Genomic DNA, 14,532 nt, shown 5'->3' on the forward strand with positions numbered 1-14,532 from the left:
GACAACCCGAGGATGGCAGCTTGCGCTATCTGTTCGAGGAGTACGTATTCGATACCGACCGGCGCGAACTGCATCGGGGGACCGATGCAGTGTGGGTCACACCGCAGGTTTTTGACCTACTCGATTACCTGATCCGCAACAGAGAGCGGGTTGTCAGCAAGGACGACCTCATCAGAGCAGTTTGGAATGGGCGCAGCGTATCCGACGCGGCCCTGACAACCCGCCTAAATTCCGCCCGGGCTGCAATCGGCGATTCCGGCGAGGAACAGCGCTTCATCAAAACATTACCGCGGAAGGGTTTTCGGTTTGTCGGAGCGGTGCGTGAGGCGACTGAGCTGAATGAGGCTGTCTCCTCAAATGACGTAGTTCAGCCTACGACACCAGCTACTGGACTGTCCGACAAAGCCGCGATTGCCGTGATGCCGTTCGAAAACATGTCGGCAGATCCAGAGCAGGCGTATTTCGCCGATGGATTAGTGGACGATATCATTACCGCACTGTCACGCTTCAGAGCATTCTTCGTTATCGCTCGCAATTCCTCGTTCACGTACAAGGGAAAAGCGGTCGATATCAGGCAAGTTGGACGCGAGCTTGGAGTGCGCTACGTGCTCGAAGGCAGTGTCCGAAAAGCAGGCAGTCAGCTGAGGATCAACGCACAGTTGATAGAAGTCGCAACTGGCGCACACCTTTGGGCTGATCGATTTGACGGCGCGCTGGGAGACATTTTCGATCTGCAGAACAGGCTCGCGCAACAGGTTGTGGGCGCCATTGCGCCAGAAATGGACCGGGCCGAGATCGAACGAGCAATCGGAAAACGGATCGGCAAAATAGACGCGGTGACGGCCTATTATCGTGGCTTGCCTCTGGTTATTTATCCTACCACTCCAGAGAACAACGAGACTGCTGCGAGGTGTTTTGAGCAAGCAATTGCTCTTGATCCAAGTTTTACGCCCGCATATGGCGGCGCTGCAGCTTGTATCGGTTGGCGGCGCGCTAACAATTGGCCTGGAGATGTCGCCGGAGACAACGCGCGGGTATTAGGATTCGCCGAGCGTTTGAAAGAGCTTCGAACAAACGATGCCCTCGTGGGTTTTCTTCTGTTCTGGTTCGCGCTCGACTTCGACGGTGGAATTGACATCATAGAGCGCGCGATTGGAACCAATCCATCACGGGCGCTTCTCTATAGGGGCCTGATTCGAGGCTGGCAGGGGGAATGCGATGCTGCCATTGCGGACCTTGAATTAGCAATGCGTCTTAGTCCGCGCGACCCAGCTAGTTATCAGGCGATGCTGGGGCTTGCTCTGGCTCATCATAATGCCGGTAGGCATGCAAAAGCGGGTGAATGGACGGACAAGGCCGTTCGCGCGTTTCCTCCGGCGTTCTATGCAGGGATAGCTCAGGCCATCCTCTGCTACAACGGCGCTGAACGATTGGAAGATGCTCGAAGACTAATGGCAGCAGGCCTCCGCCTGTCTCCCGGCTCACGGCAGTCAACCTTCGCCGCCCCGCACCTTTCGCCGAAACTTAGAGCCGAACTCTTCCAAGCAATGGCTAAGGCGGGGCTGCCCGAATAGGTTTCGCTCTATTGCCCCCGTTAAAGATGTGTGGGCGCGCGGCCAATTTCCCGAACTCTCCGAGTTCCGCTGTTGGCCCATCAGCGAAGTGAAGCCCTCTCGGATTGACGTCCGCTCCGTGAAGCATAGCGGGCTGGATCTGCTCCCCCCGAGTTTTGCCTCCAACTGAGACATTGGCGCTGGGCTTCTGTCCCTCGTTTTGCGTTCAGGACCACGGCGGCTCTTCGCTCGTCCCGGCTGCATCGTGGCGGATCGTGACATCCGCCGAACGCAACCCGGTCAGCAATACCGTTCTGACAGAGGCAGCATCAAATCCAATATCCTTGGCATTTGGTGGATGTGCCTCGCTGTTCTTCAATCGGAGCGCAAGGTGCAATTGCTCGCAAAGGTGCTGAACGACGAGATTGACCTGATCGTCAGTCATGATCGGCTTCTCCTGCGGCCATTCTGCTACCCAACCAGGTAGCGCACTTGAGAATCTGACGGTACGCGATTGGACCGCCCATGGGATCACCCTGTGCGATGACCATGGGCGGATGAATGAGACGCACTCGGTTCGCTACAAGGCGCGAGTCCGAAATTCGACGACATCAGCAAGAGGGAGGCCCTCCGACGCAACTGGCGGCGTTGACGGCTACTTTATGCCCGAGGACCCATTAGGCTCTATGTGCACCAAAACCTCGCCGGTTGTGATTTCGGGAACTCCAAGATCGAGGTCAGGTAGACTTGCCTGAACAAACGCCAGTATCTTGGCATTTGCTGCATTGGCGCTTTCGCGGTCGTCAAATATCATCACAGCGATACCAGCACCGTCGCCCGCATCCAGCACATAGTAAGATTTGAATCCGTGCGATTGCCTCAGGATCTCGCCGACGCCGCTCTTGGCGCGGCGAGCAGCGTCCGCTACCGAGCGAACCTTGGCGTACTTGCGAATGACCATGTACATGGGGCCACCACAGGCCACACGCCCCCACGCATCAAAGCACATCGGCCCCAGTCGGACTAGGGCCTACTCCGGGATGGCTCACACCGCCCGGTTGGGCGGACCGCGCAACGCGCCTTTTCCAATGAGCCAGCCTCGCCCCGCAAGTGGGGGCCGAGGTGCTGAGGCTCAGGAGCCCTCGAACTTGAACGACACGTTGAGCTTGGCGCGATAGGCCTCAACTTTTCCGTTCTCATCCAGTTGCATATCGAGCTTGATGACCTCTGCAACGCGAAGATCCCGGAGAGATTTCGCAGCTTGCTCGACCGCATTGGCGGCCGCCTTCTCCCACGAGTCGCTGCTGGTACCGACCAGTTCTATGACCTTGTAGACGCTATCAGGCATGTCGTCCTCCTGTTCGGTATGACCCGGGAAATCTAGCATCAGGATCTCGACGCTGATACCGTTTCGGGGATGCCCCCGGAGCCGAGAAGGGACAAACTGCATCTGGCGGAAGGGCGGCTCTTGGCTCCGAATGAACTGCCGGACCTGCGCGATCGTGTCCGCTCATGGCGGATCGACGGGAAAGCGTCCGATTGGCTGTCTCTTTTCAGTCTGCCCCGGACCGGAAGGCAGCACGATCCGGTTGGCGCGCAAGCTCACGCTCAAACAAAACGGCTATGGGTCGTGCCGAGCGCGAGAAAGACGCCCCAAGGAAGCTCTGGAAGGGAGCTCTGGAAGGAAGCTCTGGCTCGCACGCGAACCATCTCGGTCACCTGCCTCGCCGAAAAAGGGGTAAAGTGCCCCAGGGCTCACATCCGAGGAGCAACAACATGACCCTACTCCCCGAGCTGGTTCCCGCCAGGATCGACTGGCATGTCTTCGCGGTTATGAGCAACACGATGCCGCCTCGAGATCCTGATGACGACGAAGAAGATGACGACGAAGACGAAGAGGGTGAGGACGAAGAGCAAGACGAGGAGGAGAACCAAGCCGACGAATCGCCGGTCGTGCGCGAGCCGGACGAAGGCTAAGCGGGATGCTTGGAGGTAGCCTGAGCTCCGTCGGCTTCGATGTCGCCTTCCAACCGCAAACCGGACACAACGAACCGACGAGTACGTGTCTCAAATCACTCCCGCCATCCGCAGCGCCACCCCGGCCGCGCATGAGCCCGCCAGCACGGTCAGCATCCCCAGCTTGAACCGGAAGATCGCGGTTGCCGCCGCGATTGCCAGCACCAGTGCGGGGAGATCGACGCTCGTCAGCACCGGCCTGTCGAAATCCAGCGGGAACGCGTGCACCGGAACGGTCTCGCGGAACAAGGTGTGCAGCGCGAACCAGATCGAGAGGTTGAGGATGACGCCGACGACGGCGGCCGTGATCGCGCCGAGCGCCCCGGCGAGGCCCGTATTGCCGCGCAGGCGTTCGATGTAGGGGGCGCCGACGAAGATCCAGAGGAAGCAGGGCGTGAAGGTGACCCAGGTCGCGAGCAAGCCGCCATACGTCGCCGCGAGCAAGGGCGACAGGCCGCCGGGATCGCGATAGGCGGCCATGAAGCCCACGAACTGCAGCACCATGATCAGCGGGCCCGGCGTGGTCTCGGCCATGCCGAGGCCGTCGAGCATCTCGTGCGGCTTCAGCCAGTGATAATGCTCGACCGCTTGCTGGGCGACATAGGCCAGCACGGCGTAGGCGCCACCGAAGGTGACGAGCGACATTTTCGAGAAGAACAGCGCGATCTGGCTGAACACGTTGCCTTGCCCGAGCGCGAGCAGCAACACGATCACCGGCACCAGCCAGAGCGCCAGCCACAACGCGCCGGTGCGAATGGCGCGCGCGGTGTTGGGGCGCACGTGCTCGGGGACGGCTTCGCCGAGCATGCTGTCGATCAATGCCGTGCTGCCGCCATGGCCGTGACCGGCCGGGGCGAATTCCGGACGGCCGCTCCGCGCGCCGGCATAGCCGATGAGGCCGGCGGCGATGATGATGATCGGGAAGGGGACGGCGAAGAAGAAGATCGCGACGAAGGCGATGGCCGCGAGCGCGATCATGATGCGGTTCTTCAGCGCGCGCTTGCCGACGCGAACCACGGCCTCGACGACGATGGCGAGTACCGCGGCCTTGAGCCCGAAGAACAGCGCCTCGACGAAGCTGACATTGCCGAAAATCGCGTAGACGTAGCTGAGGCCCATGATGGCGATGATGCCGGGCAGGATGAACAGCCCACCCGCCATCAGCCCGCCGGCCGTGCGATGCATCAGCCAGCCGACATAAGTGGCAAGCTGCTGGGCCTCCGGTCCCGGCAGCAGCATGCAGTAGTTCAGCGCATGCAGGAAACGGCCTTCGGAGATCCAGTTCTTCTCCTCGACCAGGATGCGATGCATCACCGCGATCTGGCCCGCGGGCCCGCCGAAACTCAGGCAGGCGACGCGAAGCCAGACGCGAAAGGCTTCACCGAAGCTGATGCCGTGACCGGCATCAGCTCCAGCTTGAACGATACGGGTGTCCATCAAGCCTTCACCTTGTTGGTCGGCCAGTTGTGGGTCTCGGCCGTGGCATCGCGGCACCAGCGGTAGAAGGCATCATAGAGCGTCATGCCGGCCTCGAGCTGTGCGAGGTCGTCGTCATACATCCGCGACAGCCCGAGCGAGGCCGCGAGCAGGCCGGGCGCCTCCGGCGCGAGGTCGGGCCGCGCGGTGTCGGCGCCGCGCACCAGCGTGGCCAGCCGCAGCAAAGGCGGCGTCGCGATGCCGAACTCCTCGATCATCACGTCGAAGGTGCAGAGCTCGCCGCGGTGGCTCCAGAACACGTTCTCGATGTCGAAGGGGGCCGCATTGAATCGCTCGCCGACGGCGACCACCTCGGACGGCGTCACATACAGGAACACCGCATTGGGATCGACGAAGCGGCGGATCAGCCAGGGGCAGGCGATGCGGTCGACCTTCGGTCGCGCCCGCGTCACCCAGACGGTGCGCCCCTTGGCGTCGCGTGGCGGCAGCTTGCGAGCGTCGACCAGCGGCAGCTTGGCTGCCTTCCAGCCCTCGAAGCCGCCCTCCAGCGTCTCGGCCTCCACGCCGAGCTGGCGGAGCCAGGCCGCCGTGCCCTGCGCGAGCTTCTCACCGCGGAAGCACGAGACGACGGCCCTGCGGCCGGCGAAGTCGCCGCCCCAGTCCGTCACATTGTCGTGGCTGAGCTTGATGGAGCCGGGGATCAGCCGCCGGTCGGCGGCAAAATCCTCGTCGGTGCGCACATCGATCAGGGCAGGGCCGTTCGCCGTGCCGATCAGCCGTGCCAATTTGTCAGATGATATGGTCGTGAACGTAGACATGATGCGTCCTCGCAAAAATCGGGGGACGCGATACTTGGGCATGTCGCCTCGTGGGGAGATCGCTCAAATCCCCATGGCCCGGATTACAGCGAAACCGCGTCAGCCTGTCAACCGCCGGTTTGGCCGGTAATTCACGTTAGAAAGATATGCTGCGGGAGCCTATATTGGGGCCTTGCAGATTCCGGAGATCTGAACCGATGCATTCCCATTCCATCGAGCAATGGACCCACGACCACGCCTTCCTCGGCGAGAAGCACGACGAGAACGAGCGGCGCACCTGGTTCGTGGTCGTGCTGACGCTGGTCATGATGGTCGGGGAAATCGTGGCGGGCTCGCTGTTCGGCTCGATGGCGCTCTTGGCCGACGGCTGGCACATGGGCACGCATGCCGCCGCGCTCGGCATTGCCGCCTTCGCCTATCGCTTCGCGCGCCGGCACCTGGGGAATGCGCATTTCACCTTCGGCACCGGCAAGTTCGGCGATCTTGCCGCCTTCGCCAGCGCAATCATCCTCGGCCTGATCGCGGTCGAGATTGCCTATGAGAGCGTGCTGCGGTTGATCAATCCGGTGCCGATCGTCTATGGCGAGGCGATCGCGGTGGCAGCCCTCGGTCTGGGCGTCAATCTCGCCAGCGCATGGCTGCTGCGCGACAGCCACGATCATCACCATCACGGCCATGATCACGGCCATAGCCATGCGCATGATGACCACGACCATGATCATCACGGCCATCGCCATCACGACAACAATCTTCGCGCGGCCTATGTCCATGTCATGGCCGATGCCGCGACCTCGGTGCTGGCGATCGCGGCTCTTGCCGTCGCCATGTATGCGGGCTGGGTCTGGGCCGATCCGGCGGTCGGCCTGATCGGCAGCGTGGTCATCGCCAGCTGGGCGCTCGGCCTGATCAAGTCATCAGGCGCGGTGCTGCTCGACGTGCGCGCCGACGAGAAGCTGGAGCGGGTGATCCGGGCGCGCATGGAGGTTGGTGAGGATCGCGTCACCGATCTGCATCTGTGGCAGGTCGGCCCCGGCCATTGCGCCGTGCTGCTCTCGGTGGTGTCGGACAAGCCGAAGCAGCCGGCCGTCTACAAGCGGCGGCTTGCCGGATTGAAGGGCCTTAGTCACGTCACGATCGAGGTGGAGACCTGCCCGCATTGACGTGAGCCGCCGCGAGCGGAATTCTGCGACGCGGCCGGGGTTGATCCTCGGTCGCAGCTCGCATGGCTGTACGGGAGGAACAATGATGCCCAGGATTGCCTTCGCCGTCGTCATCGCTGCACTTGCTCTGTCCAGCCCCGCGGCACTGGCGCAATCGGAAAAGCCCGGCGTCGAGAAGCTCTACGTGCTCAACTGCGGCGAGGGCACCGCAGGTGATATCTCGCGCTGGACGCCCGGCCTGAACGAAGGCAAGACGATGGACTTCGTCGACAGCTGCTATCTCGTCAAGCACAGCAAGGGCTGGTTCCTGTGGGACACCGGGATCGCAGATTCCGTCGCAAGCATGCCGAATGGTCTTGTGCCCGCCGATCCCAAGGCCGTGACCTGGCGCCGGCCGAAGACGCTTGCCGCCCAGCTCGAACAGCTCGGCGTCAAACCGGACGACGTCAAGGCGATGGCGGTCTCGCACACGCACCCGGACCACACCGGCAATGTCGAGCTGTTCCCGCAGGCGTCGCTCTACGTGCAGAAGGCCGAATATGACTGGCCGGGTGCCAACAACGCGCCGCGCTTCAAGCCCTCGCACCCGGTCGAGCTGCTCACGGGCGACAAGGACGTCTTCGGCGACGGCGGCGTGACCATCCTGTCGACGCCCGGCCACACGCCGGGGCATCAGTCGCTGCTGGTGAAATTGCCGAAGACCGGCGCGGTGGTGCTGTCGGGTGATGCCGTCCATTTCAGGGATAATTGGGACAACCGCCGCGTCCCCAGCATGAACGTCGACAAGGACCAGACCGCGGCCTCGATGCAGAAGATCGCCGACACGCTCGCCAAGGAGAAGGCGCAGCTCTGGATCAACCACGACAAGGCCCAGCGCGACAGCCAGAAGCTGGCGCCGGAGTTTTACGACTGAGGCGGATCAGCCTTTCGGTGCCGTCACTGCGGGCGGGCTCGCCTCCGGCGTCTTCTTCGGCTTCAGCGTGCCGGCATAGAACGAGACCAGCCAGATCAAGAGAACGGCGAGGAGATAAACGCCCCAGGCCTGCGGCGGGGTGGTTGCCCAGCGCAGCAGGCCTTTGAACGTGCGGGGCGGGCGGGTCTCTTCGCTCATGGGCCGCTTGTGCGCGAAAGCGGCTGTACGGTCAATCCGGCCGCGGCCTGGTGCGGATCAGGAACAACGCCGCCAGTGCCGACAGGCTGAGCGCGGACGAGACGATCAGCACCTTGGCGCCCATGACGTCGATCAGCAGGCCGAAGGCCAGCGGCGCCACCGCCTGCGCCATGCGTGCCGGGGCGCCGATGATGCCGAGACGGTAGCCGAAATCCTTCGGGCCGAAGATCGACAGCGGCAGCGTGCCGCGCGCGATCGTCAAGATGCCGTTGCCCGAGCCGTGGAACAGCGCGAACGCGCTCGCCGCGGCGCCGCCGAAGATCGCAACGATCACCGCGCCGATCGGATGGGTGAGGCAGGCGAGCCGGGTCGACCACAGCGGATGGAAGCGGCTGAGGAAGCCGGCTTCCAGGATGCGTGCGCCGACTTGCGCCGGGCCGATCAGCGCGCCGGCCGCGATCGCCTCGACCGGCGTTGCCCCGGTGGTCTCGAGGATTCGCGGGAAATGCGCGGCCATGGCGCCGGTGACGGTCCACACCGCCGCGAAGATGAAAGCGAGCAGGATCATGGTGCGGTCGAGCGGCAGATGCGGCTTTTCCGCCGTCGCCGCCGCCTGCCTGGCGCCCTTGATGGTCGGGAGCATGAAGAAGTTGAGCGGCAGGCCGATCAGGATGTTGGCGGCCGCCCAGGCAAAGCAGGTCTCGCGCCAGCCGATATGCGACAGGCCCCAGGCGGTGAGGGGCCAGCCGACGGTGGAGGCGAAGCCCGCCATCAGCGTGATGCCCGTGATGGGCCTGCGCGCCTCGGTGCCGTAGATGCGCCCCAGCGCGGCGAAGGCGGCGTCGTAGAGCCCCATCGCCATGCCGATACCGAGCACGAGCCAGGCGAACACCATCACCGGAACGGAGTGTGCGAAGCCGAGCAGCGCGAGGCCGGCGGCAATGGTCAGGTTCGAGGCCGACAGCACCTGCCGGCCGCCGACGAGATCGATCTGCCGCCCGATGCGCGGGCCGAGCATCGCCGAGATCACCAGCGAGGCCGAGAACGCGCCAAAGATCCAGTTGGAGGAGACGCCGAGGTCGCGCGCCATGGGATCGGCGATCAGCGCCGGCAGATAATAGCTGGACGCCCAGGCCAGGGTCTGCGTGGTGCCGAGCGCCAGGATGATCGGAAGCTGGCGCTGGCTCATATTCCCGTATTTCTGGTCGGCGGTGTCATCGGTTCCATTTGCAGCCGGCAACGACAGCGCGTCAACCGCGGCTGCGGCATATTCGACCTGCTGCGGACGGGAGCCTTGGTTGCGCAGCGTTCGCGCGGCCTTCCGCTCGTCACGAATGCACGCCATAATGGCGCATGCAATTGACCTCGCGCCTTGCGCTGATGAACTGGCTGACCGGCCAGGGGCTCACGGGCCTTCCCGAAATCGACCTGCTCCGCGGCTTCTGCGAGCGCTGCTGCGCCGAAGGGCTGGAGCTGTCGCGCGGGCTCGTCGTGATCGACACGCTGCATCCGATCTACGAGGGCCGCGGCTTCCGCTGGAGCGACCGCCCCAGCAACGAGAGCGACGCGTTCGAATACGGCTCGACCGCCGACGGCGACGCCGCCGCGAGCTGGCGCCGCTCGGTGTTCTTCCACATGCTCGAGAATGGCGACGACGAGATGGTGATCGATCTCGCCGATGCGCCGTCGATGGATTTCTCGCAGATCGGCGAGCTCGCCGAAAAAGGCCACAAGCACTATCTCGCCTTCGTGCACCGCTTCGGCGAGAACGGCGCGCTGGGTCTGATGGACTGCCTCTATTCCTGCTGGACCACGCGCCGCGACAGCGGCTTCAGCGACGGCGAGCTGGAAGCGCTGCGCGATCTCGTGCCGGTGCTGGGCCTCGCGATCAAATCGGCGCAGCAGGTCGACATCGCGCGCACGCTCGGGCGCGTCTATCTCGGCCGCGACGCCTCCGCACAGGTGCTGCGCGGGCGCATCTCGCGCGGCGTCACCGAGCGCATCAACGCCGTGCTCTGGTACTCCGATCTGCGTGGCTCGACCGGAATCAGCGAGAGCATCGGCCCCGACGAGATCATCCCGTTCCTCAACGACTATGCGCAGGCCGTGATCGACGCGATCCACGACGCCGGAGGCGACGTGCTCAAGCTGATCGGCGACGGCGTGCTCGCGATGTTCTGGGGTGAGGACATGGCGGATGCGCGGCGCGCTGCGCTCCGCGCCGAGCATCTGTTCCGCAAGAACGTCGCGGCGCTGAACACGCGGCGGGAGGCCGATGGCCGCCCGACGACGTCGGCCTATATCGGCCTGCATGTCGGCGAGGTCTTCTACGGCAATATCGGCAGCGAGGACCGGCTCGACTTCACCGTGGTCGGGCCGACCGTCAACGAAGTCAGCCGCATCGCCTCGATGAGCCGCTCGGTCGACCGCGAGCTGCTGGCATCGGCGGAGTTCTACAAGGGCCTCGATGCCACCGGGCGCCGCTATCTCGTCTCCACCGGCCGCTACGCGCTGCGCGGCATCGGCCGCGCGCAGGATCTCTACACGCTCGATCCCGAGGTTGACGCCAGCGAGCCTGTGACGGGGAGCTACGAGCGATATCTGGCGGGTTAGGTCGGCTGCCGCAATAGCTTGCTTGATGCCGCTTCGGCACGCGATGGCAGCTTGACGAGCGTCCAAGCCATCAGGCTGAAAACCATCAGGACGTTTGTTCATCCGGCCAATCGTCGGGAACCAGAGCCGGCGGTTTCGCCCACGGCTCTTCAACCAACGACTTCTGAAACCAGTCGTCTCGCAAGTTGGCATGTTCGGTCACGATCACCTGGAAGCCCGGGGCATCCTTCTGCACAAAACGGAGTAGGAGTTCGAACAATCGCCGGACCGCCTCTAAATCCGCATCCCTTTCGGTTCGCTCAATCGACCCTGCGGCCTCGGCGTAGACCGCCTCGGATGGGAAATACACCTGAGTTGGCTGATCGATCAGTAGGAAGTTGGGCAGCGATTGGCCATTGTTGGTTGCAAACCGATGTAAGGCCAGGAGAGCCGAGAGGTGATAGGCAAGATGATTCTCACCGCCGCCCGTCCTGTTCATGTAGATCGGGCGGCTAGGACGATCTATGACAACCGTAAGATGATGGAGATCGAGCCGCGCCGGGAATTGGCCAAACTCACCTCCGAGGTCTCCAATGTACCCGGACATATGCATTGAGATGTTGTTCAGGGTGGAAGCTAAGCGCTCGTCCGCATCATTGTCGCCAATCCTCTTCTCGAGATCCTCGACCTTGCTCTTCAGCCGGCGCTCTTCAGCCTCAAGGCGCGTTAGTTCAGTATTCGGAATCAAATTTTCGAGAAATAAGCTAATGCGTCCGACCACACGCGAAGCAGCATTATTCCGATTGCCCATTTCAGCGATCACCTCGCTGGCCGCAATCGCGCTCGACAGTTCGACTTCCTTATTTCGAATTTGATCGCCGATCCGAAGTGCTTCTCGGCGCTGATCGTCGAGGTAAGCATCAAGTGCGGGGCGCTCTCCCACCACGGCTGTCATCTCGCGATCGAGCGATTCGAGCTCGGCAAGTAACACGTCTGCTATTGGTCCCTCTAACGACAGATTCGCGGCGGCAAACGGCCATTGCCATTCGCCGGTTGCTTTCTTGTAGGGTAGCGCTTTGATTGACGTTAGCCGATCACGCTGTTCGCTCGCCTCCGTCTGGAAGCCTTCTGCGCGCTTTGCATACTGCTGCGCCGCGTCTATCCGTCTTTGAGCCTCGCGGCGCTGCTCGCGCAGCCCGATCAACTCGTTTTCGATCGTCGTAACCCGTTGCCCATCGTCCTCGGGCACCGGTGCCGGCTTCCATGCCAGCGCATGTCGCAACAGCCCAATTACAGTTTCCTCAGCAACACCCTCGGTCGGGACAATTCCGACGGCCCGCGCCTCTGACAGAAGACCTATCGCACGCTCTTCCGAGTTATCAATCGCATCTCTGGCATGCTCAAGAAGTTTCGCATTCAGCCTCAACTCGCGCTGTGCCGCGCGCAGCAAGGATTCGAGCTGAAACCTTTCCCGAGAAGAGACGCCCAGCAGGATCGGCAAAGTGTCCTTAATTGCCTGGGGCTGGAACGGTTCGTTCTGCCGGTAAAATAACTGGTCCTTGTTGGCAACGATCGTTTGCTTCTGAAACAAATAGTAGTACGTGTGCTTGATATTGGCATCGTAGCTTTCCCTGCTACTCTCGACCGGCACATCTGTCGTGTTTTCGGGGATACCAAGCAGCTGCGACAGAAGTCTTTCAACCCCGTCGTCATCGTCATTGACCGCAACCTCTTCAAATGCTGGCGCTTGAATTGTTGCACCACGACGTACCATAGCGGTACTGCAACTGCTTCGTCCCGGGCCAGGTGAAGGCTTGGCGACTAGGACTTGATCGCTCTTGAACTGGTAGATTACCGCAAACCAAGCGACCCGATCCCGGATGACCCCTTCCGGAATATTGAATGTCGAGCGCCCCATGCAATATTCGATGATGTCTGATAGGGCGGACTTACCCGTCGATGAGCGCCCAGTGATGACATTGAGTCCATCGTGGAATGGCAGATCCCGTCGTCGGCCATCGTGACTATAAATGTGGATCGAGGCGATCTTCATGGCCGCACGCCCAAGGTCGTATAGATGGTACCGCGGTCGCTGACGCGGGCAAATTCTTTCCCAAGAAAGCGAGCCACTCGCTGACAGGCAACGGACTCTACCGTGCCGGATGGCGTCTTGCGGACCCCATTCTGGATCGCCTTTAGCTGGCCGGTTGCGACAACTTCGAATGCCCCTAGCTGCATGAGAAAGCCTAATGCTTCGAAAGTGAACGGCAATAGATCAGTTGCTCGGCTACCAAAGTTGATCAATAGTTCTGGATGATTGGAGACTACTTTCAAAAAATAACTGCGAGTGCCTTGTAGAAAAATTTCGCGAGAGTTTTTGTGCAGACACAACGGCAGGATCAGCAGGGCTAGGGAGAATGGCATCCCTCGCTGGTCTTCCTCCTCATAGCCGCAGAATGCACGAAAGAGGACCATACCGCAGAACGCCGGATTGAATAGATTGCGGATCTCGACAGGTCTTTCATCCCACCGCTTCACGCTGTAACTCCGAGAAGTTGCTCCAAACGCTGGAGAAAGCGGGGGTGCCAGTAAACGCGCGGTCTCGGTCGGGAATTGGCGAGGATATGGAAAGCTCCGCGCACGACGTAGGGTTCCGTCACGCGCTCACGGATACGCAGCGTCGATGTCTCCATTTCCACCCAACGATAGAGTTCTTTGCCAGCAGTGAGACACGCCTCATCTGCGCTGGCCTCATCTAGGTTCTCAAAAACGATTTCCCGGTAACGCGACCATTCATCGACTAGGCGATCCTCATATTCCTCGATCTCTCCGGAGACCAACAGGCTCTCACGGGCCCAACTCGATCGCTGTTCGAAAGCGCGGTAGTAATCGACTATCGCATTTTGAATGCGAGCCGTCGAAAGCTCGAGCGCTCGCAACTGTTCAACGAAAATACGAGGATCGTTCGCAACGTCGATCTTGCCACTAGGAAGGCTGTTACGAAACGTAATGGGAAGATTGTCGATCCGGTATTCTTCCGCCATGGCAGACAGTTTGTCCGACACTTCATACCCGTGAACAGGCTCTGTTCGTTCGCCAGCGAGGATCTTGATGACCAAGTCCATCCACCATCCCTCAAGACGCTCACAAAGCGCGGCCCGTGACTCCCGTCGGATGATCCGAAGGTGCTTCTGCTCGATGAGCGCCGGTATATCCGTAATCCGAGGCGTCGCGTCGACGATGGTGATTCGAGCGTAGAAGTCCCTGGCTTCTTCTTCGCAAAGCTGCCCGAGCTCCGATCTGATCGCGCTGATCAACTGAGACTCGCTCTGCGCGATCGTGGCAAGCGCTTCTCTTGCACGTTGTTCGCCTAGCGAAGCGTCATCGACAAACAGTGCTAGCAGAGACCCTGGCGTAACAGTCGCAGTCGAGAACAGGAAAAATCGGCAATCCGACGAAATCCGACCATTCTGCAGATAGTAGTCAAGCCATATTCGAACGGACTTCCAGAAATCCGGCGACAAATTCGTAAGCTTGTCTCCTGTCGCCTTGTGCTTCAGAGACCCCAGTGACCTGCCTCCGCCGGCCGAGACGAACTCGACATCATCGTTTTTTTCGATGAGAACGGCGCTCCCTTCAGGCATCTCAAGTATTTTGAGAAGCGCAAAGCGCGCCTGATAAATATAGCCCAGGCCCTGCTCGGCTGCAGAGAATGGTGAGCGCGACGCATCCATTATCGATACGTTCTCGCACAAGCCATCTGGTTTGATTTGGCAGGCATTTCCCCCTCGCACGTGCAGCAAAACACGGCGCCCGGGTCAATCATGATTGCACTTTTGCGATGA

15 protein-coding genes are annotated in these 14,532 nt (G+C 61.5%); 5 read left to right on the forward strand and 10 right to left on the reverse strand.

The features are described from left to right. The first annotated feature begins 20 nt into the window (after positions 1-20). On the forward strand, positions 21-1,574 hold the full coding sequence (locus AABA86_RS18630; protein WP_338307836.1) for a winged helix-turn-helix domain-containing protein: 1,554 nt from the start codon (positions 21-23) through the stop codon (positions 1,572-1,574). A gap of 205 nt (positions 1,575-1,779) precedes the next feature. Here AABA86_RS18630 and AABA86_RS18635 read toward each other — a convergent pair whose 3' ends face one another. The 3 genes from AABA86_RS18635 to AABA86_RS18645 all read right to left on the reverse strand — a co-directional run bounded on the left by AABA86_RS18635 (position 1,780) and on the right by AABA86_RS18645 (position 2,901). After that, a complete protein-coding gene (locus AABA86_RS18635) occupies positions 1,780-1,998 on the reverse strand; it encodes a hypothetical protein (RefSeq protein WP_338307837.1) in 219 nt (72 codons plus the stop codon). 210 nt (positions 1,999-2,208) lie between these two features. After that, complete coding sequence (locus AABA86_RS18640; protein ID WP_338307839.1) at positions 2,209-2,520, reverse strand: hypothetical protein; 312 nt, start codon at positions 2,518-2,520, stop codon at positions 2,209-2,211. A gap of 165 nt (positions 2,521-2,685) precedes the next feature. Next, on the reverse strand, positions 2,686-2,901 hold the full coding sequence (locus tag AABA86_RS18645) for a dodecin family protein (RefSeq protein ID WP_028144260.1): 216 nt from the start codon (positions 2,899-2,901) through the stop codon (positions 2,686-2,688). Between the two features lie 428 nt (positions 2,902-3,329). Here AABA86_RS18645 and AABA86_RS18650 point away from each other — a divergent pair, with 428 nt between their 5' ends. After that, entirely contained in the window at positions 3,330-3,530 is a 201-nt protein-coding gene (locus tag AABA86_RS18650; protein ID WP_338307840.1) for a hypothetical protein, read from the forward strand. Between the two features lie 90 nt (positions 3,531-3,620). On the opposite strand, the gene chrA is transcribed toward AABA86_RS18650, so the two are convergent. After that, entirely contained in the window at positions 3,621-5,006 is a 1,386-nt protein-coding gene (gene chrA / locus AABA86_RS18655; protein WP_338307843.1) for a chromate efflux transporter, read from the reverse strand. Further along, positions 5,006-5,824 carry a chromate resistance protein ChrB domain-containing protein gene (locus AABA86_RS18660; protein ID WP_212244925.1) on the reverse strand — a complete coding sequence of 273 codons (819 nt, stop codon included), beginning with the start codon at positions 5,822-5,824 and terminating at the stop codon, positions 5,006-5,008. The genes chrA and AABA86_RS18660 overlap by 1 nt, the downstream gene beginning before the upstream one ends. A 197-nt stretch (positions 5,825-6,021) precedes the next feature. On the opposite strand from AABA86_RS18660, the gene dmeF reads away from it, so the two are divergent. Further along, positions 6,022-6,984, forward strand: coding sequence for a CDF family Co(II)/Ni(II) efflux transporter DmeF (gene dmeF / locus AABA86_RS18665; RefSeq protein ID WP_338307845.1), 963 nt, complete (start codon positions 6,022-6,024; stop codon positions 6,982-6,984). Between the two features lie 82 nt (positions 6,985-7,066). Further along, entirely contained in the window at positions 7,067-7,897 is an 831-nt protein-coding gene (locus AABA86_RS18670) for an N-acyl homoserine lactonase family protein (RefSeq protein WP_338307846.1), read from the forward strand. Between the two features lie 6 nt (positions 7,898-7,903). Here AABA86_RS18670 and AABA86_RS18675 read toward each other — a convergent pair whose 3' ends face one another. After that, on the reverse strand, positions 7,904-8,095 hold the full coding sequence (locus AABA86_RS18675; RefSeq protein WP_212244913.1) for a hypothetical protein: 192 nt from the start codon (positions 8,093-8,095) through the stop codon (positions 7,904-7,906). A 31-nt stretch (positions 8,096-8,126) separates the two neighbouring features. Continuing rightward, positions 8,127-9,284, reverse strand: coding sequence for an MFS transporter (locus AABA86_RS18680; protein ID WP_338308184.1), 1,158 nt, complete (start codon positions 9,282-9,284; stop codon positions 8,127-8,129). 164 nt (positions 9,285-9,448) lie between these two features. Between AABA86_RS18680 and AABA86_RS18685 the strand changes: the two genes are divergently transcribed. Continuing rightward, positions 9,449-10,708: an adenylate/guanylate cyclase domain-containing protein gene (locus AABA86_RS18685; protein ID WP_338307848.1), complete on the forward strand. Its 1,260-nt coding sequence runs from the start codon at positions 9,449-9,451 to the stop codon at positions 10,706-10,708. A gap of 85 nt (positions 10,709-10,793) precedes the next feature. On the opposite strand, the gene AABA86_RS18690 is transcribed toward AABA86_RS18685, so the two are convergent. The 3 genes from AABA86_RS18690 to AABA86_RS18700 are packed head-to-tail and all read right to left on the reverse strand — an operon-like array spanning position 10,794 to position 14,421. After that, positions 10,794-12,740, reverse strand: coding sequence for a DUF3732 domain-containing protein (locus AABA86_RS18690; RefSeq protein WP_338307849.1), 1,947 nt, complete (start codon positions 12,738-12,740; stop codon positions 10,794-10,796). Continuing rightward, positions 12,737-13,225, reverse strand: coding sequence for a three component ABC system middle component (locus AABA86_RS18695; protein ID WP_338307851.1), 489 nt, complete (start codon positions 13,223-13,225; stop codon positions 12,737-12,739). Before AABA86_RS18695 ends, AABA86_RS18690 begins: the two co-directional genes overlap by 4 nt. Continuing rightward, the gene (locus AABA86_RS18700) at positions 13,222-14,421 is read right to left on the reverse strand and encodes an ABC-three component system protein (RefSeq protein ID WP_338307852.1); all 1,200 of its coding nucleotides are present in this window, start codon (positions 14,419-14,421) and stop codon (positions 13,222-13,224) included. Before AABA86_RS18700 ends, AABA86_RS18695 begins: the two co-directional genes overlap by 4 nt. Between the last annotated feature and the right edge of the window lie 111 nt (positions 14,422-14,532).

Origin of the sequence: Bradyrhizobium sp. TM233, assembly GCF_036247965.1 — a bacterium.
In the GTDB taxonomy this organism is placed as follows: Bacteria; Pseudomonadota; Alphaproteobacteria; order Rhizobiales; family Xanthobacteraceae; genus Bradyrhizobium; species Bradyrhizobium ottawaense.

Bases quoted from the DNA above. Each gene is read 5' to 3' on its own strand.
- AABA86_RS18650 (WP_338307840.1), top strand. From the start codon at position 3,330: ATGACCCTACTCCCCGAGCTGGTTCCCGCCAGGATCGACTGGCATGTC.
- AABA86_RS18635 (WP_338307837.1), bottom strand. From the start codon at position 1,998: ATGACTGACGATCAGGTCAATCTCGTCGTTCAGCACCTTTGCGAGCAA.
- AABA86_RS18670 (WP_338307846.1), top strand. From the start codon at position 7,067: ATGATGCCCAGGATTGCCTTCGCCGTCGTCATCGCTGCACTTGCTCTG.
- chrA (WP_338307843.1), bottom strand. From the start codon at position 5,006: ATGGACACCCGTATCGTTCAAGCTGGAGCTGATGCCGGTCACGGCATC.
- AABA86_RS18640 (WP_338307839.1), bottom strand. From the start codon at position 2,520: ATGTACATGGTCATTCGCAAGTACGCCAAGGTTCGCTCGGTAGCGGAC.
- AABA86_RS18660 (WP_212244925.1), bottom strand. From the start codon at position 5,824: ATGTCTACGTTCACGACCATATCATCTGACAAATTGGCACGGCTGATC.
- AABA86_RS18690 (WP_338307849.1), bottom strand. From the start codon at position 12,740: ATGAAGATCGCCTCGATCCACATTTATAGTCACGATGGCCGACGACGG.
- AABA86_RS18685 (WP_338307848.1), top strand. From the start codon at position 9,449: ATGCAATTGACCTCGCGCCTTGCGCTGATGAACTGGCTGACCGGCCAG.
- AABA86_RS18700 (WP_338307852.1), bottom strand. From the start codon at position 14,421: ATGGATGCGTCGCGCTCACCATTCTCTGCAGCCGAGCAGGGCCTGGGC.
- AABA86_RS18675 (WP_212244913.1), bottom strand. From the start codon at position 8,095: ATGAGCGAAGAGACCCGCCCGCCCCGCACGTTCAAAGGCCTGCTGCGC.
- AABA86_RS18680 (WP_338308184.1), bottom strand. From the start codon at position 9,284: ATGAGCCAGCGCCAGCTTCCGATCATCCTGGCGCTCGGCACCACGCAG.
- AABA86_RS18645 (WP_028144260.1), bottom strand. From the start codon at position 2,901: ATGCCTGATAGCGTCTACAAGGTCATAGAACTGGTCGGTACCAGCAGC.
- dmeF (WP_338307845.1), top strand. From the start codon at position 6,022: ATGCATTCCCATTCCATCGAGCAATGGACCCACGACCACGCCTTCCTC.